Source organism: Streptomyces sp. NPDC044003 (assembly GCF_056435185.1).
Genome location: NZ_JBWKFA010000008.1, coordinates 147292 through 170182 on the forward strand (window position 1 = coordinate 147292; position 22891 = coordinate 170182).

Genomic DNA, 22891 nt, shown 5'->3' on the forward strand with positions numbered 1-22891 from the left:
AAGAGGAGCGAGGATCGCCGAAAGAGGGGGGTTGGCGTACCTACCCCCCCGCCCCTCCCCCCCCCCCCCTCCCCCCCACCTCCCCCCCCCCCCCCCCCCCCCCCCCCCCCCGCCACCAGGTTTCGTACGGCCGTCAGGCCAGGCCCGCCACCAGGTCGGCGACGCTCTTGCGGCGGCCGGTGAAGAACGGGACCTCCTCGCGGACGTGCATCCGCGCCTCGGAGGCGCGCAGGTGGCGCATGAGGTCGACGATGCGGTGCAGCTCGTCGGCCTCGAAGGCGAGGAGCCACTCGTAGTCGCCGAGCGAGAAGGAGGCGACCGTGTTGGCGCGGACGTCCGGGAAGCCGCGGGCCATCTTGCCGTGGTCGGCGAGCATGCGGCGGCGGTCCTCGTCGGGCAGCAGGTACCAGTCGTAGGAGCGCACGAAGGGGTACACCGAGACGTAGTCGCGCGCGTTCTCGTCGGCCAGGAAGGCCGGGATGTGCGACTTGTTGAACTCGGCGGGGCGGTGCAGCGCCATGTTCGACCAGACCGGCTCCAGAGCGCGGCCCAGCTTGGTGCGGCGGAAGAGGTTGTACGCCTCCTGGAGCTCGTCGCTCGTCTCGGCGTGCCACCAGATCATGACGTCGGCGTCGGCGCGCAGACCGGACAGGTCGTACGTGCCGCGGATCGTGATGTCCTTGGCGGCGAGCTGGTCGAACAGCTCCTGGACCTCGTCGGCGTAGCCCGCGCGGTCCTCGGGCAGAACGTCGCGCAGCTTGAACACAGACCACAGGGTGTAGCGGATGACCTCGTTGAGGTCCTTCGCCTTCTTACCGGCGTTCGGGATCTTTTCGGGCGCACTCATACGCCTATTCTCGCCCGTCACAGGGAGTGCCCCGCACCGGGGTCGGTCCTTTTCGACGTGGCGATGATCTCGTCGGCCGCGCGATGGGCGGAGGCGATGCAGGCGGGGATGCCGACGCCGTCGTACGCGGCGCCCGCGAGACGCAGTCCGGGGAGGCCGGCGACGGCCGCGCGGACCCGGGCGACGCGGGCGAGATGGCCCACCGGGTACTGGGGCAGGCCGCCGCTCCAGCGGGTGACGGTGGACGCGACGGGGCGGGCGGTGAGGCCGGTGGCGGCGGCCAGGTCCTTGAGGGAGGCGGCGACGAGGTCGGCGTCCTCGCGGTGGATCTGCTCCTCCTCGCCGTGGCGGCCGACGGAGGTACGCAGCACGAACAGGTCGGGGGCGGCGTCGGCGACCCACTGCCACTTCTGGGCGGAGAAGGTGGAGGCCTTGATGGTGTGGCCGTCGACGGGCGGCACCAGGAAGCCGGAGCCGGCCAGGGCGGGCATGTCGGAGCGGCGGAAGGCGAGGGTGATCAGCGCCATGGAGGCGTAGTCGACGGCGTCGAGCTCGGCGGCGGCGTCCGGGGCGTGACCGCCGAGGAGTCCGGCGGCGATCCCGGCGGGGGTGGCGAGGACGACGGCGTCGGCGTCGAAGGTCCGGTGCGGGGTCACGACCTGCCAGCCGGTGGCGCCGGTGCGGACGAGGGCGTTCACGGGCGTTCCGGTGTGGATCTCGCCGCCGGCGGCGCGGATCGCGTCGGCGACGGCGCCGGGGAGGGTGCCGATGCCGCCCTCGATGCCGAGGAAGGCGGCGCCGCCGAGGCCGGTGACGGCGCCCGCCGCGTCGGCTGGGGTGGCGGCGCCGGCCCGCTGGACGGCGTGGACGGCGGCGGTGAGCGTGGGGTGGACGCGCGCGGCCTGGAAGAGGGCGGGGACGGCGGCCTTCATCGAGATGCGGTGGGCGTCACCGGCGTACACCCCGCCGAGGAGGGGTTCGACGAGGCGGTCGACGACCTCGTGGCCCATGCGCGCGGCGACGTACGCGCCGATGGCGATGTCCTCGCCGATCTCGGTGGGCGGCAGTTCCAGGTCGCCGCCGATGCGGCGCACGCCCTCGGCGGAGAGCAGGCCCTCGACGGCGGCGGGGTCGCCGGGGACGCCCATGACGTGGCCCTTGGGCATGGGGACGAGCTCGCCCCGGGACCAGACGGACGCGGTGGTCGTCGCGGGGGCCTGGAGCCGGTCGCCGAGGCCGACGGCCCGGGCGAGGGCGACGGCCTCGGGGCGGCGGGCGAGCAGCGACTCGGCGCCGAGGTCGACGGGCGCGCCCGCGATCTCCCCGGCGAGGAGCTTGCCGCCGAGCCGGGCGTCCGCTTCGAGGAGGGTCACCCGGTGGCCGGCGAGGGCCAGCCGGTGGGCGGCCGCGAGTCCGGCGATCCCGCCTCCGGCGACGACGACATGAGGCCCGGCGTGGTGTCCCGTGGTGTCCGCGTTCATGGCACCACTCTCTCAAATCGCCCGCCCGCTCCCGTTCCGAGGCCGGACCGTGACCGCATCGCTACCGCCCGGGGGCAACCCGTACGACGGGCCCGTACGTCAAAGGGGCATCACTCACCACGATCCTGGGGGGATCCTCGTGCGGGCAACAAGAACGAGAACGACGGCCGCGGTCCTGCTGACGGCCTCACTGGTCCTGACCGGCTGCGGCGCGGGCGCCCCCGACGCGGCCTCGGACGGCAAGGGGGGCATGGCGGCGGCGAGGCCGGCCGACGGGGCGGCCGAGGGAGCGGCCGACAGCGCGTCGGGGGCGGCCGGGAAGCCCGCGGCGAAGGTGCCGGCCCAGCAGCACGTCATCCGTACCGCCGAGCTCACCGTCGAGGTGAAGGACGCGGCGAAGGCGCTGGCCGCCGCCCGCCGGGTGGCGACGGACGCGGGCGGGCACGTGGAGAAGGAGACGACGGAGCGGGCCGACGAGACGCACCTCACCTCGCAGATCGTGCTGCGGGTGCCGCAGGAGCGGTACGACTCCGTCCTCACCGAGCTCGCGGGCGCGGGGAAGCTGATCGACCGCAAGGCGACCGCCAAGGACGTCACCGACCAGGTGGTGGACGTGGAGAGCCGGATCGCCACCCAGCGGGCGAGCGTGGCACGGGTGCGGGCCCTGATGGACCGGGCGCAGAAGCTGTCCGACGTGGTGACCCTGGAGGGCGAGCTGAGCCGCCGCCAGGCGGACCTGGAGGCGCTGCTCGCCCAGCAGGGCACGCTGAAGGACCGGACGTCGATGGCGACGATCACCCTGTGGCTCTCCGAGCCCGAGAAGCCGTCGGCGGAGGAGCGGGAGGAGGGCCGTCCCGGCTTCGGGGACGCCCTGAGCGGCGGCTGGAACGCGCTGGTGGGCGCGGCGGCCTGGATCGGCATCGTGCTGAGCGCGCTGGCGCCGTGGCTCGCGGTGGCCCTGATCGTCTTCGTCCTGTGGCGCCGTCTGCTCCGCCCGCGTCTCGCGGCCCGCAAGCCCCGCCCGGCGGGCGCGGCCCCCGTGCTGCCGGACACCCCGCGCAACGCCGCAGGGGCGCCCACGGCGTCCGAGTCGCCGAAGACCCCGCAGCCCCGGGAAGCCCCCGAGAAGTAGCGTCTCCTCATGAGCGAACGACTGGTGGTCATCGGTGGCGACGCGGCGGGCATGTCCGCCGCGTCGCAGGCGCGCAGGCTCAAGGGGCCCGGGGAGCTGGAGATCGTCGCCTTCGAGCGCGGGCACTTCTCCTCGTACTCGGCCTGCGGCATCCCGTACTGGGTCGGCGGGGACGTGGCGAGGCGCGGGGAGCTGATCGCGCGCTCCCCCGAGGAGCACCGGGCCCGTGACATCGACCTGCGGACGCGGACCGAGGTGACGGAGATCGACGTCCCGGGACAGCGGGTGCGCTCGCGGGATCTGGAGGCGGGTACGGAGGCGTGGACGGGCTTCGACAAGCTGGTGATCGCGACCGGGGCCCGGCCGCTGCGCCCGCCGCTGCCGGGGATCGACGCGCCCGGGGTGCACGGGGTGCAGACCCTCGACGACGGCCAGGCACTGCTGGACTCGCTGTCCGGTACGCCGGGGCGGCGGGCGGTCGTCGTCGGCGCCGGGTACATCGGCGTGGAGATGGCGGAGGCCCTGCTGAACCGGGGCTACGAGGTGACGCTGCTGACCCGGGGCGAGCAGCCGATGGCGACCCTCGATCCGGACATGGGGCGGCTCGTGCACCGGGCGATGGACGAGCTCGGGATCACGACGGTCGTCTCGGCGCCGGTGACGAAGATCCTCACGGGCGCGGACTGCAGGGTGCGGGCGGTGGCGACGGACGCCGCCGAGTACCCGGCGGACGTGGTGGTCCTCGGCACGGGCGTGGTGCCGGAGACCTCGCTCGCGCGGGCGGCGGGGCTGCCGCTGGGGGCGTACGGCGGGCTGCTCACCGATCTGGCGATGCGGGTCAGGGGCCACGGGAACATCTGGGCCGGCGGTGACTGCGTGGAGGTCCTGGACCTGGTCTCGGGCCGGGAGCGGCACGTTCCCCTCGGCACGCACGCGAACAAGCACGGCCAGGTCATCGGCTCCAACGTGGGCGGCGGCTACGCGACCTTCCCGGGCGTGGTGGGCACGGCGGTGTCGAAGGTGTGCGACCTGGAGATCGCACGGACGGGCCTGCGGGAGAAGGACGCCCGGGAGGTGGGCCTGCGGTACGTGACGGTGACGATCGAGTCGACGAGCCGGGCCGGCTACTACCCGGGGGCCGCGCCGATGACGGTGAAGATGCTGGCCGAGAAGCGCACGGGCCGGCTGCTCGGGGTGCAGATCGTGGGCCGGGAGGGCGCGGCGAAGCGGGTGGACATCGCGGCCGTGGCGCTGACGGCGGGGATGACGGTGGAGGGGATGACGGCGCTCGACCTGGGGTACGCGCCGCCGTTCTCGCCGGTGTGGGACCCGGTGCTCGTCGCCGCGCGCAAGGCGGTGGCGGCCGTTCGGGCGGCGGAATGACCCGAGCGGCAGAGTGACCGTTGGTGACGGATTGCGGCCACTGGATCACCATGCGTCACTAATCGCATGATCAGACACACGATGCGTGCGCTCTGCGCCGCCACCCTCGTCATAGCCCCGGTCGCCCTGACGGCGACGCCCGCCCACGCGGTGGCCTCGTGCCGGGTCAACGGCATCGCCGTCAGCAGCACGAACGTCGTCGGTACGGCGGGCCCCGACTACATCACCTGCGGCTCCCTCGCGGCCGGTGACCAGGTCAACGGCCTCGGTGGCTCCGACTACATCCGCATCGACGGCAACGTCGGCGGCGGCGCCGTCGTCCGGGGCGGCACCGGCCAGGACTACGTCCTGGTCATCGGCTCCGTCGGGCCGATGGCCCAGGTCCTCGGCGAGGCGGACAACGACTTCCTCCGCGTCGGCCCGAACGCGGGCGCCGTCAACGGCGGCACCGGGCTCGACGCGTGCCGGGTGGCCTCCGGCAACCCGCCCGTCAACTGCGAGGCCTGACGCCCGTCCCCTGTGCGCCGCCGGAACCCGGCGGCGCACAGTCGCGCGTGGGCGCCGCTCAGCGGGCCGTCCGCGTGTGCACGTACTCGACGAGCCGGGTCAGGGCGTCCGGGTCCATCGACGGCATGACGCCGTGGCCCAGGTTGAAGACGTGGCCCTCCAGGTCCTTCGCGGCGGCGAGGACCTCGTCGGCCTTGGCCTCCACGACCTCGCGCGAGGCGAAGAGCACGGCCGGGTCCAGGTTGCCCTGGAGGGCCTTGCCGGGGCCGACGCGGCGGGCGGCCTCGTCGAGCGGGACGCGCCAGTCGACGCCGACGACGTCCGCGCCCGCCTCGCCCATCAGGCCGAGGAGCTCGCCCGTACCGACACCGAAGTGGATGCGCGGGACGCCGTAGCCGGCGACCGCGTCGAAGACCTTCGTGGAGGCCGGCATCACCGAGCGGCGGTAGTCGGCCGGGGCGAGGGCGCCGACCCAGGAGTCGAAGAGCTGGACGGCGGAGGCGCCCGCCTCGATCTGCACCTTGAGGAAGGCCGAGGTGATCTCGGCGAGGCGGTCGAGCAGGTCGGCCCAGAGCTGCGGGTCGCCGTACATCATCGCCTTGGTGCGCTCGTGGCTGCGCGACGGGCCGCCCTCGACGAGGTAGCTCGCGAGGGTGAAAGGCGCGCCGGCGAAGCCGATGAGCGGGGTGTCGCCCAGTTCACCGGTGAGCATCCCGATGGCCTCGGTGACGTAGTGGACGTCCTCGGGGGTCAGGTCGCGCAGCCGGGCCAGGTCGGCGCGGGTGCGGATCGGGTCGGCGACGACCGGGCCGACGCCCGGCTTGATGTCGAGGTCGAGACCGATGGCCTTGAGCGGGACGACGATGTCGCTGAAGTAGATCGCGGCGTCGACCTTGTGGCGCCGGACCGGCTGGAGCGTGATCTCGGTGACCAGCTCGGGCCGCATGCACGACTCGAGCATCGGGATGCCCTCGCGGACCTTCAGGTACTCGGGGAGCGAGCGCCCGGCCTGCCGCATGAACCAGACGGGGGTGTGCGGCACCGGCTCGCGTCGGCACGCCTTGAGGAACGCGGAGTCGTACGTCCGCGACTGCTGCTTCGTCTGCTGGCCCTGCGGGCTGTCCTTGGCACTCACGCCCAAATCTTCGCATGTGACGTGAAGCCGCTCGTCCGGGCCGGGTGTCCTCCCTGCACGGAGGCCCCGTTCCGCCTACTCTTCCCGGCATGGCTGCGGCTCAGGGACATTTTTCCGATCATTCCGACGGCGATCGAGGGACGGACGAAACGGCGGAGAGCAAGGAGACGAACCCGGTTCCGCCCGCGTTCCGGCGGGCGGTGGAGGCCCTCCGGTCGGCGAGGCTGCGGTCCGAGATCGAGATCGACCCGACCAGGGCGCCGCAGCGGCTCGCCCCTTACGCGTACGCGGTGGAGGCGGCCGTCGTGGAGGGCGAGGAGGACCTCGCGGACGGGCGGCTGGTGCTGCTGCACGATCCGGACGGGCACGAGGCCTGGAAGGGCACGTTCCGCCTGGTGACGCTGATCCGGGCGGAGCTGGAGCCGGAGATGGCGGCGGACCCGCTGCTGCCCGAGGTGTGCTGGTCCTGGCTGACCGGGGCCATGGAGGCGCGGGGGCTCGCGTACGGGGAGGCGAGCGGGACCGTGACGATGGCGGGCTCGCACTATTTCGGCGGTCTCGCGGACCGCAGACCGGCGACCCAGATCGAGATCCGGGCATCCTGGACCCCGCGCGAGGGCATGGGCGGGGTGCCGGACACGGGGGCGCATCTGGCGGCCTGGTGCGATCTGCTCTGCCAGATCGCGGGGCTGCCGCCCGCACCGGCGGATCCGGGGGCGGGGACGGCGACGGGCGCGGGGGTCGTCTCACTTCCCCAGCGCCGGGGGCCGCAGGGGGCGTGAAACGCCTCCCCGGGAGTCCCTCGTGGGGGTGACGGAGCGAGGCCCACTCGTAGGATGATCGATCACGCGTCCGAATTGCCCTAATTGTTACTCACCAAATCGTGATCTTTCCCTAAAGGCGGGCGGCCCAGCTGCCGAAGGAGTCAGTGACCCCTTCACAGCATGGGTTCGCCCCCGGCTTCTTCCCCGAGCCGGCTCCGTCCCGCACCCTTCCCCCCAGGAGGCCTGGTGTCCGTTCTCCTCGAGCAGCCCGCAAGCCTGGTCGCCTACCGCCCGAACAAGCCGACGGCCATGGTCGTCGTGGCCGACCCACGCGTCCGCTCCACCGTCACCCGCCACCTGTGGGCCCTCGGAGTGCGCGACGTGATCGAGGCGTCGTCCATCGCGGAGGCCCGTCCCCGCGTCGGCAACCCGCGCGACATCTGCGTAGCCGACGTCCACCTGCCCGACGGCAGCGGCCTGACCCTGCTGTCCGAGACCCGCGCCGCGGGCTGGCCCAACGGCCTCGCCCTCTCGGCCGCCGATGACATCGGCGCCGTACGCAACGCCCTGGCGGGCGGCGTGAAGGGCTATGTCGTCACCGGAACCCGGACCAACATCGGTCACCCGACCCGCCCCGGCGCCGCCCCCATCGGCGCCTCGGCGGCCCGTCTCGGCCACCGCCGCCCCCCGGGTGCCCCGAGCCACCCGGGCGGCTACCGCGAGCTCTCCGGCCGTGAGGTCGAGGTGCTGCGGCTCGTCGCGGAGGGCCAGTCGAACAAGGCGATCGGCGTCTCCATGGGGCTCTCCGCCCTCACCGTCAAGAGCCACCTCGCCCGCATCGCCCGCAAGCTGGGCACCGGGGACCGCGCCGGCATGGTCGCGGTCGCCCTGCGGACGGGGATCATCCACTGACGGCCGGTGGACACGGGCCCGCGCCTGTCGACGGAACGTTCCGTCGACAGGCGCTTGCCGTTCACCGATACCCTTGACACGTGACCGACGCCCAAGAGACCGCAGCAGACACAGCACTGCGCACCACCGGGGGCGGCCCCCCGGACGACGATGTCCCTGCGAATGGGCTTCCGATCCCGTTGCTGGAGCCCCGCGAGGGGATTCCGCCCGTCGTCGAGACGGAGGACGCCCTCGCCGAGGTGATCGCCGCGTTCGCCGCCGGAAGCGGGCCCGTGGCCGTCGACGCCGAGCGCGCCTCCGGCTACCGCTACGGCCAGCGGGCCTACCTCGTCCAGCTCCGCCGCGAGGGCGCGGGCACCGCGCTGATCGACCCCGTCGGCTGCCCCGATCTCTCGGGGCTCGGCGAGGCGCTCGCCGGGACCGAGTGGATCCTGCACGCCGCGACCCAGGACCTCCCGTGCCTGCGCGACATAGGCATGCTCCCCACCTCGCTCTTCGACACCGAGCTCGCCGGACGCCTCGCGGGCTTCCCGCGGGTCGGCCTCGGCGCGATGGTCGAGTCCGTCCTCGGCTACGCCCTGGAGAAGGGCCACTCCGCCGTCGACTGGTCCACCCGCCCGCTGCCCGAGCCGTGGCTGCGGTACGCGGCCCTGGACGTCGAGCTGCTCGTCGACCTGCGGGACGCCCTGGAGAAGGAGCTCGACCGGCAGGGGAAGCTGGACTGGGCCCACCAGGAGTTCGACGCGATCGCCTCGGCCCCGCCCGCCCCGCCGCGCAAGGACCCGTGGCGCCGGACCTCCGGCATGCACAAGGTGCGCCGCCGGCGTCAGATGGCCGTCGTACGGGAGCTGTGGACGGCCCGTGACAAGGTCGCCCAGCGGCGTGACGTCTCCCCCGGCAAGGTGCTGAGCGACGCGGCGATCGTGGAGGCGGCGCTCGCGGTGCCGGTGAACGCGGCCGCGCTCCTCGCGCTGCCCGGGTTCGGCAACCGGATGAACCGCCGCCAGCTGGAGCAGTGGCAGGCCGCGGTGGACCGGGCCAGGGCCCTCCCGGAGAGCGAGCTGCCCCAGCCGGGCCAGCAGGTCGCGGGCCCGCCCCCGCCGCGCGCCTGGGCGGACAAGGACCCGGCCGCGGCGGCCCGCCTCGCGGCGGCGCGCACGGCGGTCTCGGCGCTCGCGGAGGAACTGAACCTCCCGCAGGAGAACCTGATCACCCCGGACACCGTGCGCCGGGTCTGCTGGGAGCCGCCGAACCCGGCGACCCCGGAGACGGTCGCCGCCGCCCTGACGGGCCACGGCGCCCGGCCGTGGCAGGTGGAGCTGGTGACCCCGCTGCTCGTGAAGGCGCTGGTCGCGGGGGCCTGACCTCGCGCGAAGAGCCCCCGGTGCCTGGAGAGGCACCGGGGGCTTCGCCGTTCCTACGGGGCCGGGCTGAGGTTGCCGTCGGTGTCCATGTCGAAGACACCCTGGGTCTTGCCGTCGACCTTGAGGTGCTTCAGCCAGTGCTTCGAGAGGTGGTGCACGTTCTGGTGCTGCGCCTCCCACACCACCGAGTGCCCCGCGCAGTCCAGCTTGACCATGAGCTTGTGGGGACCCGCGATGGCGTCGTAGAGCTCGGGGACCGAGAAGTTGAGTTCCGGGTCGGCGCCGGGCGGTGAGGTGTTCGCCTGGGCGTCACTGTCCCCGTACACGATGAGCACCGGCACGCTTCCGCCGAGCACTCCGCCTTGGGGCGCGGTGGTCTTGTTCCATCCCCACCTGACGAAGTTCCTGATCCTGTTGAACCCGGTGGGCGGCCCCCAGGCGCTGCCGATCGGGTCGCACTTCATGATCGCGTCCCAGGCCACGTCGGTGATGCCGGGTTCGCGCTGGTCCACGCAGTGCGTCTCGTTGTCCAAGGCCTTGACGAACCCCGTCTTCCCCCCGATGAACATCGGGAAGCCGGGCTGCGGCAGCGGGGACGGCGGGGTGGAGGAGCCGTTGGCCGGGAAGATCGGGGCCAGCAGGAACAGGCTCTCGACCTTGTCGGGGTTGTTGATCGCGTACGGCCCCATGTGGAAGGCGGCGGCGGACCAGCCGATGAAGGCGAGCTTCGCCGTCCCGCACTCCTTCAGGACGAACTTCACGACGGTGTTCAGCTCGTCCCGGTCGCTGTACGAGTTGGTCAGCTGGTACGGGTAGCTCGGCGGGCCCGGCACGAATCCCGGCGGCCTCGGGGTCAGCAGGTGCTGCTGGGCGGGGTTGACGTTGTGGGGGTCGTCCATCTTGGGGCGCGGCGAGAGCCCCGAGCCCTGGAGGTCCATCATGAAGACGTCGTAGCCGGCCTTCGCCAGCTCCTCGGCCCAGCTGTACGTCTTGTACTGGAGGTCGAAGCCCGCGAGCACGGGGACGCTCCGGCCGTGGAGCATCAGGACCGGCTTGCGCGTCCCTCCCGGCGGCGTGCCGTTCCGCTCCCGTACGAAGAGCTTGACGATCTCGTCCTTGTTCGCGGGAACGGTGGATTTATGGGTGACCTGGTGATCGGTGGTGACGATCGGCACGGGGAGTCCCTTCTGCGCGCTGGGCGCCGGGGCCTCGTGCCCCGGCCCGGCCAGACTCCGCCCGGCGGGGAGGCGTCGCCACGGCACGGCGACCGTCCTGGGCCCATCGGGTTGTGGAACCCTCCGATCAGCCGGGCGCGCGGAGGGGCGCGCGGGCGGCGCGGCGGCCCGCGCGGGATGTGACCTTCGCCGCTTGGCCCCCAGGGACTGGGCAGCCTGGTTACCCACAAGTAGCATGGGGGGAGCAAGCGCACGCTTAGGCGTGGGCCGCAGCAGCAGTGCCATCCCGCACCCTGGAGGAGAGCCATCGTGCCTCGTACCGTCAGGGACGTCGTCTTCGTCGACGGCGTCCGCACCCCGTTCGGCAAGGCGGGCCCGAAGGGCATCTACCACGAGACCCGCGCCGACGACCTCGTCGTGAAGGCGATCCGGGAGCTGCTGCGCCGCAACCCGGGCCTCGACCCCGCGAAGATCGACGAGGTCGCCATCGCCGCGACCACGCAGATCGGTGACCAGGGCCTCACCCTCGGCCGCACGGCGGGCATCCTCGCCGGCCTGCCGCAGTCGGTGCCGGGCTACTCCATCGACCGCATGTGCGCCGGCGCCCTCACGGCCGTGACGAGCGTCGCCGGTTCGATCGCCTTCGGCGCGTACGACGCCGTCATCGCCGGTGGCGTCGAGCACATGGGCCGCCACCCCATGGGCGAGGGCGTCGACCCGAACCCGCGCTTCGTCAGCGAGAAGCTGGTCGACGAGTCCGCCCTGTTCATGGGCATGACCGCCGAGAACCTGCACGACCGCTACCCGAGCATCACCAAGCAGCGCGCCGACGAGTACGCCGTGCGCTCGCAGGAGAAGGCCGCCAAGGCGTACGCCGACGGCAAGATCCAGCAGGACCTGGTGCCGATCTCGGTGCGCCGCACCGACGCCTCCACCGGCGAGACCGGCTGGGGCCTGGTCACCGCCGACGAGCCGATGCGCCCGGGCACCACCCTGGAGTCGCTGACCGGCCTGAAGACGCCGTTCCGCGTCCACGGCAACGTCACCGCGGGCAACGCGGCCGGCCTCAACGACGGCGCCACCGCCTCGATCATCGCCTCCGAGGACTTCGCCCGGGAGAACGACCTCCCGGTCAAGATGCGCCTCGTCTCGTACGCCTTCGCCGGCGTCGAGCCCGAGGTCATGGGCTACGGCCCGATCCCGGCGACCGAGAAGGCCCTGGCCAAGGCCGGCCTGACGATCGACGACATCCAGCTGTTCGAGATCAACGAGGCCTTCGCCGTTCAGGTCCTCGCGTTCCTGGAGCACTACGGCATCGCCGACGACGACGCCCGCGTGAACCAGTACGGCGGCGCGATCGCCTACGGTCACCCGCTCGCCTCCTCCGGCGTCCGACTGATGACGCAGCTGGCCCGCCAGTTCGAGGAGAACCCGCAGGTCCGCTACGGCCTCAACACCATGTGCGTCGGCTTCGGCATGGGCGCGACGGTCATCTGGGAGAACCCCCACTGGGAGGGCAAGTGAGCACCACCGCCGAGCTTCTGAAGGGCGCCGCCGAGCTCTTCCCGGACGAGGTCGTCACCTCGGCCCACGTACGGCACTTCGAACTCCCGGCCGGTGCCGGTCGGTTCGCGCTGATCACGCTGGACAACGGCTTCGACCACACCAAGCCGACCACCTTCGGCCCGCAGTCCCTCGCCAACCTGAACGCGGCGATCGACCAGGTCGAGGCCGAGGCCGCGAACGGCGACATCGTCGGCGTCGGCATCACCGGCAAGCCGTTCATCTTCGCCGTCGGCGCCGACCTCAAGGGCGTCGAGCTGCTCAAGAAGCACGACGAGGCGCTCGCCATCGGCAAGGGCGGCCACGACGTCTTCAAGCGTCTGTCCGCGCTCGCCGTGCCGACCTTCGCGTACTACAACGGCGCGGCCATGGGCGGCGGCGTCGAGGTCGGTCTGCACTGCTCCTACCGCACCGTGTCGAAGGCCCTCCCGGCCTTCTCGCTGCCCGAGGTCTTCCTCGGCCTGGTGCCCGGCTGGGGCGGCTGCGCCATCCTGCCGAACCTGATCGGCGCCGAGAAGGCCGTCTCGGTCATCATCGAGAACTCGCTGAACCAGAACCGTCAGCTCAAGGGCAAGCAGGTCTTCGAGCTCGGCATCGCCGACGCGATCTTCGAGGGCGCCGACTTCCTGGAGCAGTCGCTCATCTGGACCGCGGGCGTCCTCAACGGCTCCGTGACGGTCGAGCGTCCCGAGGTCGACCGCGGCGAGGCCTGGGACCAGGCCGTCGCCAAGGGCCGCGCCATCGCCGACTCCAAGGTGCACGGCGCCGCCCCGGCCGCCTACCGCGCCCTCGACATCATCGAGGCCGCCAAGGACGGCGACCTGCAGAAGGGCTTCGACGCCGAGGACCAGGCCCTCGCGGACCTGATCATGGGCGGCGAGCTGCGCTCCGGCATCTACGCCTTCAACCTGGTGCAGAAGCGCGGCAAGCGCCCCGCCGGCGCCCCGGACAAGTCCCTGGCCCGCCCGGTCACCAAGGTCGGTGTCGTCGGCGCCGGTCTGATGGCCTCCCAGCTGGCCCTGCTCTTCCTGCGCCGCCTGGAGGTGCCGGTCGTCCTGACCGACATCGACCAGGAGCGCATCGACAAGGGCGTGGGCTACGTCCACGGCGAGATCGAGAAGCTGCTCGGCAAGGGCCGCATCAACCAGGACAAGGCCAACCGTCTCAAGGGCCTGGTCTCCGGTGTCCTCGACAAGGCCGAGGGCTTCGCGGACGCGGACTTCATCATCGAGGCCGTGTTCGAGGAGATGGGCGTCAAGCAGCAGGTGTTCGCGGAGGTCGAGGCGGTCGCCCCGGCGCACGCGATCCTCGCCACCAACACCTCCTCGCTCTCCGTCTCGGAGATGGCGTCGAAGCTCCAGCACCCGGAGCGCGTGGTCGGCTTCCACTTCTTCAACCCGGTCGCGATCCTCCCGCTCCTGGAGATCGTCCGCGGCGAGAAGACCGACGACGCCTCCCTGGCCACCGCCTTCGGTGTCGCCAAGAAGCTGAAGAAGACCGCAGTCCTCACCAAGGACGCCCCGGCGTTCGTCGTGAACCGCATCCTGACCCGCTTCATGGGCGAGATCCAGAACGTCATCGACGAGGGCACCCCGGTCGCCGTCGCCGAGAAGGGCGTCGAGCCGCTCGGCCTGCCGATGTCCCCGCTGGTGCTCCTGGAGCTCGTCGGCCCGGCGATCGGTCTGCACGTCTCCGAGACGCTGAACCGCTCCTTCCCCGAGCGCTTCACGGTCTCCCCCAACCTGAAGGCGGTCGTCGAGGCCGGCAAGCGCGGCTTCTACGTCTACAAGCCCGAGAACGGCTTCAAGCCGGAGCTCGACCCGGAGGTCGCCGCCCTCCTCAAGCAGGGCGACGTCGTCCTGACCGAGGAGCAGGTCCGCGACCGCGTCCTGGACGCGGTGGCGCAGGAGATCGGCCTCATGCTGGAGGAGGGTGTCGTCGCCGAGGCGCAGGACATCGACCTCTGCCTGATCACGGGCGCGGGCTGGCCCTTCCACCTGGGCGGCATCACGCCGTACCTGGACCGTGAGGGCGTCTCCGAGCGCGTCAACGGCAAGCGTTTCCTGGCCCAGGGCGTGGCGAGCGTCCCGGCGTAACACCCAGGGCGTCAAGACGACGGCCCCGGCACCTCGCACAGGTGCCGGGGCCGTTTCCCGTGTGGGCGGGCGGCGTCACCCTATGGAGCGCCAGCCTTCGAGCAGCAGGCCGTCGGCCCCCACCTTCTGACGGGTGGTGACCGGGGTGCGGCCGTCGGCCACGGTCATCGCGACCAGGCCGCCGTCGAGGCCCCGGGTGAGCACGGCGGCCAGGTTCGCCTGCCGCTCCCCGGTCTCCGACCAGCTCAGGCCCTCCGCCTCCTGCTCGCTGGGGTAGGCGGCGAGGGCGAGCCGGCCGTCCTCGGACTGCTGGGCGAGGACGGTGCAGTCGAAGCCGTCGATGAGACAGCGGGTGACGGACAGGCGTCCGTCGCCGACCGCCTTGCCCAGCGGCGTCGGCGCGAGCTCGCGCTCCGGCGACCAGGCCATGACCTGGCCCTCCTGGTCGAGGTAGAAGAGCGTGACGTGCCCGGAGGGGCCGGTGACGGCGGCGAGGGTGCCCATGGTCACCGAGGCGGGCAGCAGCTCCTCGCGGATCGGCTTGGCCCCGGACTCGCGCTGGACGTAGCGGACGAGGCCCTTGGCGTGCGAGCTGTACAGCTCGACGAAGCCGGAGCCGTTGGTGACGGCGACCGGCGAGGGGTCGGTCTTGGAGCCGAGCAGGTCCCACCAGGGGTGCCAGCCGCCCGCGTCCTTCTGCGCCCGCACACTGAGGCCGCCGCCCCCGTTCCGTACGAAGACGTAGGCGCGGCCCAGGGCGTCCACGGCGACCGCGGGGTGGCCCGTCCAGGGGGACTTGCCGTTCGAGTGCCCGAGGGACCGCCAGGCGGCCGCGGGACGGCCCGTCTGGAACTGGACCGCGTGCACCAGCTCGACGTGTCCCTCGTCCCCGCCGGTCGGCCGCACGCCGACGAGGTGGACGTACCGGTCGGCGCCCTGGCCCACCGCGAGGAAGGGGGTCAGACTGTCGCCGCCGAGGGAGACGGGGCCGCTCCAGCCGCCTCCGGGCTCCTCGGTCCAGCGCACCACCTCGCCGTCCCGGGGCAGGTAGGCGCTGAACCGGCCCTCCTCCCCTCTGGTCAGCCAGCCGCCCTGGAGCACGGGGGCGGCGGGGCCTTGGGAACGGTCGTTGGGGGCCTGGGATCGATTCGCCATGAGGGGATCCAGCACTCCGGTCGTCGGGAGGAGTTCGGGTACGAACCGACTGTAGTCGCCCTCCCGGACGGTCTCCCCCGCGCCTACGGCCTCACCCGTTCAGTACTTGGCATCGCGGCCCTCCCGCCCGAGCCGGCTGTGACTGCGCCCGTACAGGAAGTACACGACGAAGCCGATCACCATCCATACGGCGAAGCGGAACCAGGTCTCGCCGGGCAGGTTGAGCATGAGCCAGACGGAGGCGGCGATGGAGAGGATCGGCAGCACGGGCACCCACGGGGTGCGGAAGGCGCGGTGCAGGTCGGGGCGGGTGCGGCGGAGCACCATGACGCCGAGGGCGACGACGACGAAGGCGAAGAGGGTGCCGATGTTCACCAGGGTCGCGAGCTCGTTGATGCTGGTGAAGCCGGCGACGATGGCGATGATCACACCGAGCAGGATGGTCGGCCGGTACGGGGTCTTGAACCGGGGGTGGGTGATTGAGAAGAAGCGCGGCAGCAGGCCGTCGCGGCTCATCGCGAAGAAGACGCGGGTCTGGCCGAGCAGCAGGATCAGACAGACCGTGGTGAGGCCGACGGCGGCGCCGAAGCTGATCACGCCCGCGTACCACGGGTGTCCCGCCGCCTTGAAGGCGTCGGCGAGGGGGGCGCTGGTGGACAGCTCGGTGTACTTCTCCATGCCGGTGACGACGAGGGCGACCGCCACGTACAGCACGGTGCAGATGAGGAGGGAGCCGAGGATGCCGCGGGGCATGTCCCGCTGCGGCAGCTTGGTCTCCTCCGCGGCGGTGGCGACCACGTCGAAGCCGATGAAGGCGAAGAAGACGACGGAGGCGGCGGTGAAGATGCCCATGACGCCGAAGTTCGTCGGCTCGTAGCCGAAGATCAGCTGGAGCATCGGGGAGTCCCAGCCGGAGGTACCGCCGGGCGGGCTGACGGCCGGCGGGATGAACGGGTCGTAGTTGTCGCCGACGATGAAGAACAGGCCCGCGACGATCACGATCATCACGACGGTCACCTTGATCGCGACGACGACCGCGGTGATCCGGGCGGAGAGCTTCATGCCGAGGACGAGGACCACGGTCAGCACGAGGACCAGCAGGAAGGCCAGGATGTCGAAGCTGCCGCCCGTGACGTCCGGACCTTCGAGCGAGGCCGGCAGGTGCCAGCCGATGTTGTCCATCAGGGATCTGACGTAACCGGACCAGCCGACGGCCACCACCGCCGTACCGAGGGCGAACTCCAGGACCAGGTCCCAGCCGATGATCCAGGCCGGCAGCTCGCCGATCGAGGCGTACGCGAAGGTGTACGCCGATCCCGCCACCGGCACCGTCGAGGCGAACTCGGCGTAGCACAGGGCCGCCAGGGCGCAGACGATGCCCGCGGCGACGAAGGCGAGGGCGGTGGCCGGCCCCGCGTTCTCCTTGGCGACCTTGCCGGTGAGGACGAAGATGCCGGTGCCGATGATGACACCGACGCCGAACACCGTCAGATCCCAGGCCGACAGGGACTTCCGGAGCGCGTGCTCCGGCTCCTCCGTGTCGCGGATCGACTGCTCGACCGACTTCGTCCGGAACAATCCGGTATTGGCGCGTGGCTGCTGGTCCAAACTCACGTCGCACCTCCCTGCCATGGGGCTGCCCGCCCTCTGGTCAGAATGCACGCGAAAGGGCCGGTCGGCACTCCGAAGAGTGAGCCGACCGGCCCAATGGTGACGCCGAGTGACGGGGGTCCGTCAGTCGCGGGCGGGCTCCACGGCCTGCGCGCTGCTCTCGAACCGTCCGTCGAGCCGCGACACGAGGCCGGTGACCTGGCGGGCGATGTCCGGGGCCGTCAGGCCGATCTCGGCCAGGACCTCGCCGCGGGAGGCGTGGTCGAGGAAGCGCGGCGGGATGCCGAAGTCACGCAGCGGTACGTCGACACCGGCGTCGCGCAGCGCCTGGGCGACGGCCGAGCCGACACCGCCGACACGGCTGTTGTCCTCGACGGTGACGACGACCCGGTGGCGCTCGGCGAGCGGGGCGAGAGCCTCGTCGACGGGCTTGACCCAACGGGGGTCGACGACCGTCGTGGAGATGCCCTGCCGGTCGAGGAGGTCGGCGATCTCCAGGCACATGGGCGCCAGGGCGCCCACGGACACCAGGAGGACGTCCGGCTGGTCGCTGCCGGGCTCGCGGAGCACGTCCATGCCGCCGACGCGGCGCAGCGCGGGGACGGCCGGGCCGACCGCGCCCTTGGAGAAGCGGACCACGGTCGGGGCGTCGGTGACCTCGACGGCCTCGCGGAGCTGGGCGCGGACCTGGTCGGCGTCGCGCGGGGCGGCGAGCCGCAGGCCGGGCACCACCTGGAGGATCGACATGTCCCACATGCCGTTGTGCGAGGCGCCGTCGGTGCCGGTGACACCGGCCCGGTCCAGGACGAAGGTGACGCCGCACTTGTGCAGGGCCACGTCCATCAGGACCTGGTCGAAGGCGCGGTTGAGGAAGGTCGCGTACACGGCGAAGACCGGGTGGAGGCCGCCGGTGGCGAGGCCGGCGGCGGAGACCGCGGCGTGCTGCTCGGCGATGCCCACGTCGAAGACCCGCTCGGGGAAGGCCTTGGCGAACTTGTCGAGGCCGACGGGCTGGAGCATGGCCGCGGTGATGGCGACGATGTCCTCGCGCTCCTTGCCGAGCGCGACCATCTCCTCGCCGAAGACGCTGGTCCAGTCGGCTCCGGAGGAGGCGATGGGCAGGCCGGTGTCGGGGTGGATCTTGCCGACGGCGTGGAAGCGGTCGGCCTCGTCCTGGAGGGCGGGCTGGTAGCCGCGGCCCTTTTCGGTGAGGCAGTGGACGATCACGGGGCCGCCGAAGCGCTTGGCGCGCGTGAGGGCGGACTCCAGGGCCTCGATGTCGTGGCCGTCGATGGGGCCGACGTACTTGAGGCCGAGGTCCTCGAACATGCCCTGCGGGGCGATGAAGTCCTTGAGGCCCTTCTTGGCGCCGTGCAGGGTCTCGTAGAGCGGCTTCCCGACGACCGGGGTGCGCTCCAGGATGTCCTTGCCGCGGGCGAGGAAGCGCTCGTAGCCGTCGGTGGTGCGCAGGGTGGCCAGGTGGTTGGCGAGGCCGCCGATGGTGGGCGCGTAGGAGCGCTCGTTGTCGTTGACGACGATGACGAGCGGGCGGTCCTTGGCGGCGGCGATGTTGTTCAGCGCCTCCCAGGCCATGCCGCCGGTGAGCGCGCCGTCGCCGATGACGGCGACGACGTGGTCGTCCTTCTTCAGGACCTCGTTCGCCTTGGCCAGGCCGTCGGCCCAGCCGAGGACGGTGGAGGCGTGCGAGTTCTCGATGACGTCGTGCTGGGACTCGGCCTGCGAGGGGTAGCCGGAGAGGCCGCCCTTCATCTTGAGCTTCGAGAAGTCCTGGCGTCCGGTGAGGAGCTTGTGGACATAGCTCTGGTGGCCGGTGTCCCAGAGGACCTTGTCCTTCGGGGAGTCGAACACCCGGTGCAGGGCGATGGTCAGCTCGACCACACCGAGGTTGGGGCCGAGGTGCCCGCCGGTCTTGGAGACGGCGTCCACGAGGAACGTCCTGATCTCGTCGGCCAGCTGGTCCAGCTGCTCCGGGGAGAGCCGGTCCAGATCTCGCGGTCCCCTGATACGGGTCAGCAGAGCCACCCGTTCCTCCTTGCTTTGAGCTGGTCGAGCTTGCCGATTTGTCGAGTCTAATGTTCCGTCTTGGATCGTGGGCATCGGGCCGGGGGGTGAGGCGTCACCCGCACGGCCGACAAGCCGCTGATCTGTACGGCCCTGTACGCGCGCGTGCACTGCTCCGGACGCAGCAGTGCCCGGCACCGGTTTCCCGGTGCCGGGCTGCTGTGACGGGTGTTACGCGCGGCCCGCGGTCTTCTGCGTGCGGCGGGAGACCGAGTCGATGATCACGGCGATGAGCAGGACCGCTCCGGTGATCATGTACTGGATGGCGTTCGAGGACAGGTTCATCTGGTTGAGGCCCTGGACGATCGACTGGATGACCAGGATGCCGAGGAGCGCCGACCAGACCTTGCCGCGTCCGCCGAACAGGGACGTGCCGCCGATGACCGCGGCGGCGATGCACATCATCAGCTGGTTGCCGCCACCGAGGGAGCGGTCGGCGCCGCCCGTCGCGGAGGCGAGGAAGAGACCGCCGATGGCGCCCATCGTGCCGGAGATCATGAAGACCGAGATCCGGATCCACGACACGTTGATGCCGGCGCGGCGGGCGGCCTCGATGCCGCCGCCGACCGCGAAGACCTGGCGGCCGTACGTGGTGCGGCGCAGGACGAAGTCGGTGACGAGCAGGATGACCAGGAAGATCACCAGGGAGAGCGGCAGGCCCTGCTCCTGGTTGAAGCCGTACGCGGCGACGAGGACCAGGACCGCGAGGACGGCGGTGCGCAGGATGATCTCGCTCTGCGGGCGGTGCGGCAGCGCGGCGGCCTTGCGGCGGCGGGAGTCGCGCAGCTGGGCGAGGTAGAAGGCGGCGACGACGACCACGGCGAGGCCGTACGCGGCGGCGACGTCGGAGAAGTAGTACTTGGTGAGGTCGCCGACGAAGCTGCCGATCGGGGTGGGGATGGTCGACCGGTCGCCCATCACCCAGGTCTGCAGACCCGCCCAGCCGAGGAAGCCGGCGAGGGTGACGACGAAGGCGGGCACGCCGATCTTGGCGAAGACCAGGCCGTGGAAGGCGCCGATCAGGGTGCCGGACAGGATGCCGAGGAGGATGGCGAGGCCGTCGGGCATGTCGGTGCCGAGCACGCCCCAGACCGAGCCGGCGAGACCCGCCACGGAGCCGACGGCGAGGTCGATCTCGCCGAGCAGCAGGACGAAGACGATGCCGACGGCCATGATGCCGGGGCCGACCGCGTACAGCGTGATCTGGTCGAGGTTGTACGAGGTGATGAAGTTGCCGGTGAGGGCCTGGAAGACGACGCCGATGACGATCAGGCCGACGACGACGGGCAGCGAGCCGATCTCACCCGAGCGGATCTTGCGCTTGAACTCGTCGACGTACCCCTTGAAGCCCTGCTCGCGGACGAGGAGGCGGGGGTCGACGGCGGGGACCGCGGCGGAGGTCGGGGGCTCGGTGCGGGGCTCGGGCACGGTGTCCTCGGAGGTGCTGGGGGTGGTGCTCACTTGGCTACCTCCGCGTTGCGGGCCTGGCGGCGGGTCACGGCGTTGTCCGTGGCACCGGTGATCGCGGCGATGATCTCTTCGTGCGTGGTGGTGGCCACCGGGAAGGTGCCGTTGTTGCGGCCCAGGCGGAGCACGGCCACGGTGTCGGCGACGGCCTTCACATCGGCCATGTTGTGGCTGATGAGGATGACGCCGAGGCCCTGCTCGCGCAGCCGCTCGACCAGGTCGAGGACCTGGGCGGTCTGCTCGACGCCGAGCGCGGCGGTGGGCTCGTCCAGGATCACGATCTTGGGGTCGCCGACCAGGGCACGGGCGATGGCCACGACCTGGCGCTGGCCGCCGGAGAGCGCGGCGACGGGGATGCGGACGCTGGGGATGCGGATGGAGAGCGTGGAGAGCAGGTCCTTGGCCCGCTTCTCCATGGCGACCTCGTCGAGGACGCCGCCCTTCTTGATCTCGCGGCCGAGGAACAGGTTGGCGACGACGTCGAGGTTGTCGCAGAGCGCGAGGTCCTGGTAGACGGTCGCGACACCGAGGTTCTGGGAGTCGTGCGGCCGCTGGATCTCGACGCGCTCGCCCTCCCACTCGATGACGCCCTCGTCGATGGGGTGCACGCCGGCGATCGTCTTGACCAGCGTGGACTTTCCCGCTCCGTTGTCGCCGACGAGCGCGACGACCTCTCCTGCGTGGACTTCGAGATCGACACCGGAGAGGACCTGGACCGCTCCGAATCGCTTGAAGATCCCGCGCAACGCCAGCACGGGCGTCTGGGACACGTGAACCAACTCCTTCGCCGCCCGAGGGGGGCGACGGCATGTCGCGCCGTCGTGCGGCGCCGAAGATTTCGAGGGGGGCTGGGCTCGTCCGGCCCCCGGACCGACAGCGGGGTCTGGGTCGGCCGGGGGCCGGACGGGCTGGGGGACGGATCCGTTCGTCGTACACCGGCCTTGTTACCGGGGGTCTTCACCCTCTGTACGCGGGGCGGTGCGGCGCTCTCGCGGAAGGCGGACGTACGGGATCCGTGGCGCCGGACCCTTCAGGGCCCGGCGGGGCGGAGCCGGGGTTACTTGATGCCCAGCTCGTTGCACTTGGCGGCGAGGTCCGCGGTGCAGAGGTCGGCGGCCTTGTAGATGCCGTCCTTGACGACCGTGGACTGGATGTTGGTCTTGTCGACCACGACCGGGGCGAAGAGCGTGGAGGGCACGCCGTCGGTCTCGCCCTGGGCGCCGAGCTCCTTGCCCTTGAGCAGGTTCACCGCGAACTTGGCGGCCTCGGGGGCCAGCTGGAGCGGCGACTTGTAGATGGTGAAGGTCTGGGTGCCGGCGATGATGCGCTGGATGCCCGCGACCTCGGCGTCCTGGCCGCCGACCGGGATGTCCTTGACGCCGGCGTTCTCCAGGGAGGTGATGATGCCGCCGGCCATGCCGTCGTTCGCGGAGTAGACGGCGCCGATCTTGTCCTTGCCGACCGAGGAGATCGCGGCGGACATCTTCTCGCCCGCGACCTTCGGGTCCCACTCGCCGGAGGCCTCGTAGGCGATCTTGCCGACCTTGCCGTCGAGCGCGGTGTGGGCGCCCTTCTTGAACAGCGCGGCGTTCGGGTCCTTCTCGTCGCCGTTGATCATCACGACGTTGGCGGTGGCGGCCTTCGCGCCGAGCGCGGTCAGCAGGGCCTGGCCCTGGAGCTCGCCGACCTTGTTGTTGTCGTGGCTGACGTAGGCGTCGGCGCCCGGGACGGCACGGTCGTACGCGACGACCTTCACGCCCTTGGCCTTGGCGTCCTTGACCCAGCCCTCGGCCTTGGCGGCGTCGACCGGGTCGAGGGCGATGACCTTGACGCCGTCGGCGATCAGCTGGTCGAACTGCTGCTTCTGCTTGACGACGTCGGAGACCGCGTTGTTGTAGACGATCTCGCAGTCGGAGCAGGCGGCCTTGACGGCCTTCTCGAACTGGGGCTTGTCCAGAGCCTCGTAGCGCGAGGTCTTGTTCTCCGGCAGGAGCAGACCGATCTTGGTCGAGCTGCCCTTGTCGCCGCTGTCGTCGCCGCCGGCCTTACCGCAGGCGGCGAGCGAGAGGGCCATCGAGACCGCGGCCGTGGCTATGACGGCGCGACGCGTCACTGCGTTCATGTGGGGTTGCCTCCCTGACGAGGCCGCGACGTTGCGGCCGAGGTGTCCCGAAGTCAACTCGGCTGCAACGTTAACGTCAAGAAGTAAATCCTTAA

18 protein-coding genes are annotated in these 22891 nt (G+C 71.6%); 8 read left to right on the forward strand and 10 right to left on the reverse strand.

Annotation, left to right across the window (positions count from 1 at the left end):
• Positions 1–133 precede the first annotated feature (133 nt).
• Entirely contained in the window at positions 134–847 is a 714-nt protein-coding gene (gene hemQ, locus AC07AW_RS29015) for a hydrogen peroxide-dependent heme synthase (protein WP_478818410.1), read from the reverse strand.
• 17 nt (positions 848–864) lie between these two features.
• Positions 865–2328: a protoporphyrinogen oxidase gene (gene hemG / locus AC07AW_RS29020; RefSeq protein ID WP_478818411.1), complete on the reverse strand. Its 1464-nt coding sequence runs from the start codon at positions 2326–2328 to the stop codon at positions 865–867.
• Positions 2329–2467: 139 nt separating this feature from the next.
• On the opposite strand from hemG, the gene AC07AW_RS29025 reads away from it, so the two are divergent.
• From AC07AW_RS29025 to AC07AW_RS29035, 3 genes are all read left to right on the forward strand, one after another.
• Positions 2468–3460 carry a DUF4349 domain-containing protein gene (locus AC07AW_RS29025; protein ID WP_478818412.1) on the forward strand — a complete coding sequence of 331 codons (993 nt, stop codon included), beginning with the start codon at positions 2468–2470 and terminating at the stop codon, positions 3458–3460.
• Positions 3461–3469: 9 nt separating this feature from the next.
• Positions 3470–4843 carry an FAD-dependent oxidoreductase gene (locus AC07AW_RS29030; RefSeq protein WP_478818413.1) on the forward strand — a complete coding sequence of 458 codons (1374 nt, stop codon included), beginning with the start codon at positions 3470–3472 and terminating at the stop codon, positions 4841–4843.
• Positions 4844–4909: 66 nt separating this feature from the next.
• The gene (locus AC07AW_RS29035; protein WP_478818414.1) at positions 4910–5350 is read left to right on the forward strand and encodes a hypothetical protein; all 441 of its coding nucleotides are present in this window, start codon (positions 4910–4912) and stop codon (positions 5348–5350) included.
• A 58-nt stretch (positions 5351–5408) separates the two neighbouring features.
• Here the strand turns inward: AC07AW_RS29035 and hemE are convergent, their stop codons facing one another.
• The gene (gene hemE / locus AC07AW_RS29040) at positions 5409–6485 is read right to left on the reverse strand and encodes a uroporphyrinogen decarboxylase (protein ID WP_478818415.1); all 1077 of its coding nucleotides are present in this window, start codon (positions 6483–6485) and stop codon (positions 5409–5411) included.
• 89 nt (positions 6486–6574) lie between these two features.
• On the opposite strand from hemE, the gene AC07AW_RS29045 reads away from it, so the two are divergent.
• The 3 genes from AC07AW_RS29045 (at position 6575) to AC07AW_RS29055 (ending at position 9525) form a co-directional block, all read left to right on the forward strand.
• Positions 6575–7267, forward strand: coding sequence for a DUF3000 domain-containing protein (locus AC07AW_RS29045; RefSeq protein WP_478818416.1), 693 nt, complete (start codon positions 6575–6577; stop codon positions 7265–7267).
• A 228-nt stretch (positions 7268–7495) separates the two neighbouring features.
• Positions 7496–8161 carry a response regulator transcription factor gene (locus AC07AW_RS29050; protein ID WP_359513086.1) on the forward strand — a complete coding sequence of 222 codons (666 nt, stop codon included), beginning with the start codon at positions 7496–7498 and terminating at the stop codon, positions 8159–8161.
• 80 nt (positions 8162–8241) lie between these two features.
• Positions 8242–9525 carry a ribonuclease D gene (locus tag AC07AW_RS29055; protein ID WP_478818417.1) on the forward strand — a complete coding sequence of 428 codons (1284 nt, stop codon included), beginning with the start codon at positions 8242–8244 and terminating at the stop codon, positions 9523–9525.
• Positions 9526–9578: 53 nt separating this feature from the next.
• Here AC07AW_RS29055 and AC07AW_RS29060 read toward each other — a convergent pair whose 3' ends face one another.
• Positions 9579–10700, reverse strand: coding sequence for an alpha/beta fold hydrolase (locus AC07AW_RS29060; protein WP_478818615.1), 1122 nt, complete (start codon positions 10698–10700; stop codon positions 9579–9581).
• A gap of 309 nt (positions 10701–11009) precedes the next feature.
• Between AC07AW_RS29060 and AC07AW_RS29065 the strand changes: the two genes are divergently transcribed.
• Entirely contained in the window at positions 11010–12224 is a 1215-nt protein-coding gene (locus tag AC07AW_RS29065; protein WP_478818418.1) for a thiolase family protein, read from the forward strand.
• On the forward strand, positions 12221–14359 hold the full coding sequence (locus AC07AW_RS29070; RefSeq protein ID WP_478818419.1) for a 3-hydroxyacyl-CoA dehydrogenase NAD-binding domain-containing protein: 2139 nt from the start codon (positions 12221–12223) through the stop codon (positions 14357–14359). Before AC07AW_RS29065 ends, AC07AW_RS29070 begins: the two co-directional genes overlap by 4 nt.
• A gap of 75 nt (positions 14360–14434) precedes the next feature.
• On the opposite strand, the gene AC07AW_RS29075 is transcribed toward AC07AW_RS29070, so the two are convergent.
• From AC07AW_RS29075 to AC07AW_RS29100, 6 genes are all read right to left on the reverse strand, one after another.
• The gene (locus tag AC07AW_RS29075) at positions 14435–15514 is read right to left on the reverse strand and encodes a PLL family lectin (protein WP_478818420.1); all 1080 of its coding nucleotides are present in this window, start codon (positions 15512–15514) and stop codon (positions 14435–14437) included.
• 99 nt (positions 15515–15613) lie between these two features.
• Positions 15614–17128: an amino acid permease gene (locus tag AC07AW_RS29080; RefSeq protein WP_478818421.1), complete on the reverse strand. Its 1515-nt coding sequence runs from the start codon at positions 17126–17128 to the stop codon at positions 15614–15616.
• A gap of 120 nt (positions 17129–17248) precedes the next feature.
• On the reverse strand, positions 17249–19168 hold the full coding sequence (dxs, locus tag AC07AW_RS29085) for a 1-deoxy-D-xylulose-5-phosphate synthase (RefSeq protein WP_478818422.1): 1920 nt from the start codon (positions 19166–19168) through the stop codon (positions 17249–17251).
• A gap of 210 nt (positions 19169–19378) precedes the next feature.
• Positions 19379–20668 carry a sugar ABC transporter permease gene (locus AC07AW_RS29090; RefSeq protein WP_478818423.1) on the reverse strand — a complete coding sequence of 430 codons (1290 nt, stop codon included), beginning with the start codon at positions 20666–20668 and terminating at the stop codon, positions 19379–19381.
• Positions 20665–21453 (reverse strand): ATP-binding cassette domain-containing protein, encoded by a 789-nt coding sequence (locus AC07AW_RS29095; RefSeq protein ID WP_015037000.1) that lies wholly within the window; start codon positions 21451–21453, stop codon positions 20665–20667. The genes AC07AW_RS29090 and AC07AW_RS29095 overlap by 4 nt, the downstream gene beginning before the upstream one ends.
• A 278-nt stretch (positions 21454–21731) precedes the next feature.
• Positions 21732–22796: a sugar ABC transporter substrate-binding protein gene (locus tag AC07AW_RS29100; RefSeq protein ID WP_478818424.1), complete on the reverse strand. Its 1065-nt coding sequence runs from the start codon at positions 22794–22796 to the stop codon at positions 21732–21734.
• Positions 22797–22891: the final 95 nt, after the last annotated feature.